The 4,901-nt window shown below is 66.9% G+C and carries 3 protein-coding genes; 2 read left to right on the top strand and 1 reads right to left on the bottom strand.

Annotated elements, in window-relative coordinates; genetic code table 11:
- Positions 1-77: 77 nt before the first annotated feature.
- A complete protein-coding gene (locus tag AC2VOU_RS08005; protein WP_486956888.1) occupies positions 78-1,514 on the bottom strand; it encodes a protein adenylyltransferase SelO in 1,437 nt (478 codons plus the stop codon).
- A gap of 86 nt (positions 1,515-1,600) precedes the next feature.
- On the opposite strand from AC2VOU_RS08005, the gene AC2VOU_RS08000 reads away from it, so the two are divergent.
- Both AC2VOU_RS08000 and pgm read left to right on the top strand, forming a co-directional pair.
- Complete coding sequence (locus tag AC2VOU_RS08000) at positions 1,601-3,238, top strand: glutamate--tRNA ligase (protein ID WP_486956887.1); 1,638 nt, start codon at positions 1,601-1,603, stop codon at positions 3,236-3,238.
- 69 nt (positions 3,239-3,307) lie between these two features.
- A partial coding sequence (gene pgm, locus AC2VOU_RS07995; protein ID WP_486956886.1) for a phosphoglucomutase (alpha-D-glucose-1,6-bisphosphate-dependent) occupies positions 3,308-4,901 on the top strand: 1,594 nt, incomplete at its 3' end.

The raw sequence follows: 4,901 nt of genomic DNA, 5'->3' as shown, positions 1-4,901 counted from the left end.
GCCGATCGTGACAAACCCGCGTTCGTGACTGCCGGTTCGATTCTGCAGGCCGCACTGAAACAGCGTGCCGCCGCAGATCAGGTGCCGCAGAACGTCTGGTAGTCACCGCAACCGTCTGGTGCCGGGTGCGCGTAGCGCTCCAGGCCCGGTCGCTCGAGGTACGGGTCGCTGATTGCAACGAGTAACTGCTGGAAGGGATTCAGATCCCCGGCGGTTGCGGCTCCCAGCGCTTCCTCGACGAGATGGTTGCGCGGGATGTAGCTCGGGTTGCTCCGATCCATCAGTGCCGCATCGGGATTCAGCGCTTGCCAGCGTGAGATCCAGGTGTCGATGCCAGGTATTTGAAGGCCTGCGGCGGGGCTGCTGAGGGCGCGGAAGAACGAGGTGTAGTCGGCTCGGCCCTCCTTGAGCAGCGCGAGCAGATCCTCGGACAACGACGTGACCGTGGCGGCGTCGATATCGGCCGCCAGCCCGAGCTTGACCCGCATCCCGTCAGTCCACGTCGCGTCGTACTGATCGCGGAAAACGTGGAAAGCCTTCTGCGCGAGGACAACCCCGTCATCGACGGCGTCGGCCAGCAGCGGCAGCAGCGACTCGGCGAACCTGGCGAGATTCCACCCGGCGATCGCCGGCTGGTTGCCGTACGCGTAACGACCCCAGCGATCGATCGAGCTGAATACCGTGTCGGGATCGTAGGCCTCCATGAAGGCGCACGGGCCGTAGTCGATGGTCTCACCCGAGATCGTCATGTTGTCGGTGTTCATCACCCCGTGGACGAAGCCGATCAGCATCCACCGCGCCATTAGCGACGCCTGCACCGCGGCCACCGCCTCCAACAGCGCGAGGTAGGGGTTCTCGAGCATCGCGGCACCGGGATAATGGCGGGCGATCGCATGGTCGGCCAACCGGCGCACCAGGTCGAGATTGCCGGTGGCCGCCGCGTATTCGAAACTGCCCACTCGCAGATGGCTGGCGGCGACGCGGGTGAGCACGGCTCCGGGCAGTGGTGTCTGGCGGTGTACGGTGCGGCCGGTGGCCACGACTGCCAGCGATCGTGTGGTCGGGACGCCCAGCGCGTGCATCGCCTCGCTGACGACGTACTCACGCAGCATCGGCCCGACTGCCGCCAGCCCGTCGCCGCCGCGGGCGAACGGCGTGGGGCCCGACCCCTTGAGGTGAATGTCGCGCAACCGCCCGTCGACGTCGGCGAGCTCGCCGAGCAGCAATGCGCGGCCGTCGCCCAGTTGCGGCACGTATCCGCCGAATTGATGCCCTGCGTAGGCCTGGGCGACCGGCCTGGCCCCGTCGGGAACCTGGTCGCCCACTAGGAAGCTCAGCCCGTCGGCGCTGTGCAACCAGGCCGGGTCGAGCCCGAGTTCGCCGGCCAGCGGTGTGTTGACGACCAGCAGCCGCGGGTCGGGGAAGGTCTGAGCGTGCCAGCTGACAGCCATCTCGGGCAGGTCGCTGGCGAAGCGGTCGTGCAGAGCAACGGCAGTGTCGGGTGTGATGCTCATCGTGCCCAGCCTACGGGCGGCGCAGCCGGTGACCAGCCTGACTAACATCGACGGGGCCAACCACCGTAGAAGGAGCCGTCACCGCAATGCTAGAGCCGCATGAGGTCGACCGCCTCTTTCCCGCCGACCTGCCCGAGCCCATCGAGTGGGAACAGCGCTACCCGCCCCGCGACCTGCCCGCCGACGCCCAGGTGACCCGGTTGGCCCCGTCGCCGACCGGCTTCATTCACCTCGGCGGCATCTACACCGCGATGATCGACGCATCGGTCGCGCACCAGAGCCATGGCCGCTACTTCGTGCGGATCGAAGACACCGACCAGTCGCGCGAGGTGGCCGGAGCCTACGAACAATTCGATCGGGCGTTTGCCTACTTTCGGGTCATTCCCGACGAGGCCGTCGGCGCCGGTGGCGATTACGGGCCCTACCGTCAGTCCGAGCGCGCGACGATTTATCTGAGCTATGCGCGGGAGATGTTGCGCGCCGGCAAGGCGTACCTGTGCTTCGCGACGTCGGATCAGCTCACCGAGATCCGCACCCGCCAGCAACAGCTCAAGCGGCCGACCGGTTACTACGGTGAATGGGCGATCTGGCGCGACGCCGACGATGCCGCGGTCCGCGAGCAGTTGGACTCAGGCGCGCCCTACGTCGTGCGTTTCCGCTCGCCCGGCCGCACCGGCGGACGAGCATCCTTCATCGACGCGATCCGCGGCGAATTGTCGATGGAGAACAACTACAACGACGTGGTGATCCTGAAATCATCTGCGTCGGTGCAACTTCCGACCTACCACTTCGCCCACGCCGTCGACGACCACCTGATGCGATGCAACCTGGTGATCCGCGGCGAGGAGTGGCTGTCGTCGACGGCGTTGCATCTGCAGTTGTTCGAGGCGCTGGGTTTCCAGGCGCCCACCTACGCCCACATCGCGCTGCTGATGAAGCAGATCCCCGGGGGCAAGCGCAAACTGTCCAAGCGCAAAGACCCCGAGGCCGACGTCGACTTCTACATCCGCTCGGGCTATCCTGCCGATGCCGTGCTGTATTACCTGCGCGGGCTGGCCAACGGGCGGCTGGCCGAGGTTCCGCTGCCCGACGCCCTCGCTGCGACGATCTCGCTTGCCGAGTGCGGCGGCGCGGGGCCGCTGGTGGACCTGGTGAAGCTGGAAGACATCAGCGCAGACCACATCGCGACACTGACCGGTGCGCAGATCTATGCCGCGCTGACGACGTGGGCGGCCGAGTTCGATCCCGAGCTGCGGGAGGTGATCGAGGCCCGTCCGGAGCAGACCCTGGCCGCGCTCGCCGTCGAGCGTGACGGCGTCGACAACCCACGAAAAGACCTGCGCAAGTGGTCGGATTTCCGCGACGCGTACGGCTTTTTCTTTGCCGACCTGTTCACGTTGGTGGCTGCCGACGACGCGCAACTGGAGCTGCCGATCGACCTGGTCCGGTCCTTCGCCGGCGAATTCGTCGCGGGCTACCAGGATCTCGACGACCCGGTGCAGTGGTTCCAGCAGATCCGCGACCTGGCCATGAAGTTCGGTTTCGCGGGTAACGCGAAGGAATACAAAAAGAACCCCGATGCCTACCCCGGTTCGATCCGGGAGGCCTCGCAGCTGATTCGGGTCGGCCTGACCGGTTCGACCAAAAGTCCCGACCTGTTCCAGATCGCGCGCACCCTCGGGCGCGACGAAGTGATCCGGCGAATCACCACCCTGACGGGGTAGCGCCGGTCCATCGGGGCGGCGTTCGCTCAGGTGCAGTGCTCCGGCAGCTTCTTCGGCACAATCGACGCCATGGTGGTCAATCCTCGCGCCGGTCAGCCGGCCCTGCCCGAAGACCTCGTCGACCTGCCCCATCTGGTCACGGCGTACTACTCGGTCGAACCCGATCCCGACGACGCCGCTCAACAGGTGGCATTCGGAACGTCGGGGCATCGCGGCTCGGCCCTCAACGGCGCGTTCAACGAGGCGCACATCCTGGCTATCACTCAGGCGATCGTCGAGTACCGCGGCGCGCACGGCACAGGCGGTCCGCTGTTCCTCGGCCGGGACACCCACGGGCTGTCGGAGCCGGCGTGGGTGTCGGCGCTCGAAGTGCTCGCCGCCAACGACGTCGTCACCGCTGTCGACTCTGCCGACCGCTACACGCCCACTCCCGCAATCAGCCACGCCATCCTCACCTACAACCGGGGCCGCAGTGCCGGACTGGCCGACGGGATCGTGGTGACGCCGTCGCACAACCCGCCCTATGACGGTGGCTTCAAATACAATCCGCCCAACGGTGGTCCGGCCGACACCGCCGCGACCAACGCAATTGCCCAGCGCGCCAACGAGATTCTCAAAAACGGCGAGGCGGTGAAGCGGGTGCCGTTGGCCCGCGCACTGCAGACCGTCGAGCGACACGACTACCTGGACGCCTACGTCGCCGATCTGCCGAACGTGGTCGACCTCGACATCATCGGTAAGGCGGGGATCAGGATCGGCGCCGACCCGCTCGGCGGGGCCAGCGTCGACTACTGGGCCGCGATCGCCGAGCGGCACCACCTCGATCTGACCGTGGTCAATCCGCTGGTCGACGCGACCTGGCGGTTCATGACGCTCGACCACGACGGCAAGATCCGGATGGACTGCAGCTCGCCAGACGCGATGGCGGGGCTCGTGCGAACGGTGACCGGCAACCCCGACCGCTACCAGATCGCCACCGGCAACGACGCCGACTCCGACCGGCACGGCATCGTCACCCCTGACGCCGGCCTGATGAACCCGAATCACTATCTGGCGGTGGCGATCGACTACCTCTACACGCATCGGCCGAACTGGCCCGAGGGTGTGGCCGTCGGCAAGACCGCGGTCAGCTCGTCGATCATCGACCGGGTGGTGGCCGGCCTGGGACGAAGGCTGGTCGAGGTGCCCGTCGGGTTCAAGTGGTTCGTCGACGGTCTGATCGGCGGCATCGTCGGATTCGGCGGCGAGGAGTCGGCTGGGGCGTCGTTCCTGCGCCGCGACGGCTCGGTGTGGACCACCGACAAGGACGGCATCATCTTGGCCCTACTGGCCGGCGAGATCTTGGCCGTCACGGGCAAGACGCCGTCGCAGCGTTATCTGGAACTGACCCAGAAGTACGGCACGCCCAGCTACGCGCGACTCGACGCGCCGGCGAACCGCGAGCAGAGGGCCCGGCTGTCAAAGCTGTCGCCCGAGCAGGTGAGCGCGACGGAGTTGGCCGGTGAGGAGATCACCGCGAAGCTGACGACGGCGCCGGGTAACGGCGCCCCGTTGGGCGGATTGAAGGTGACGACGGCCAACGCGTGGTTCGCCGCACGGCCGTCGGGCACCGAGGACGTGTACAAGATCTACGCCGAGTCATTTCGTGGTCCAGATCACTTTT

The organism is Mycobacterium sp. TH-M25 (assembly GCF_057473665.1).
Note: the sequence above shows the minus strand (reverse complement) of the source record. Positions and strands in the feature narration are given on the sequence as shown.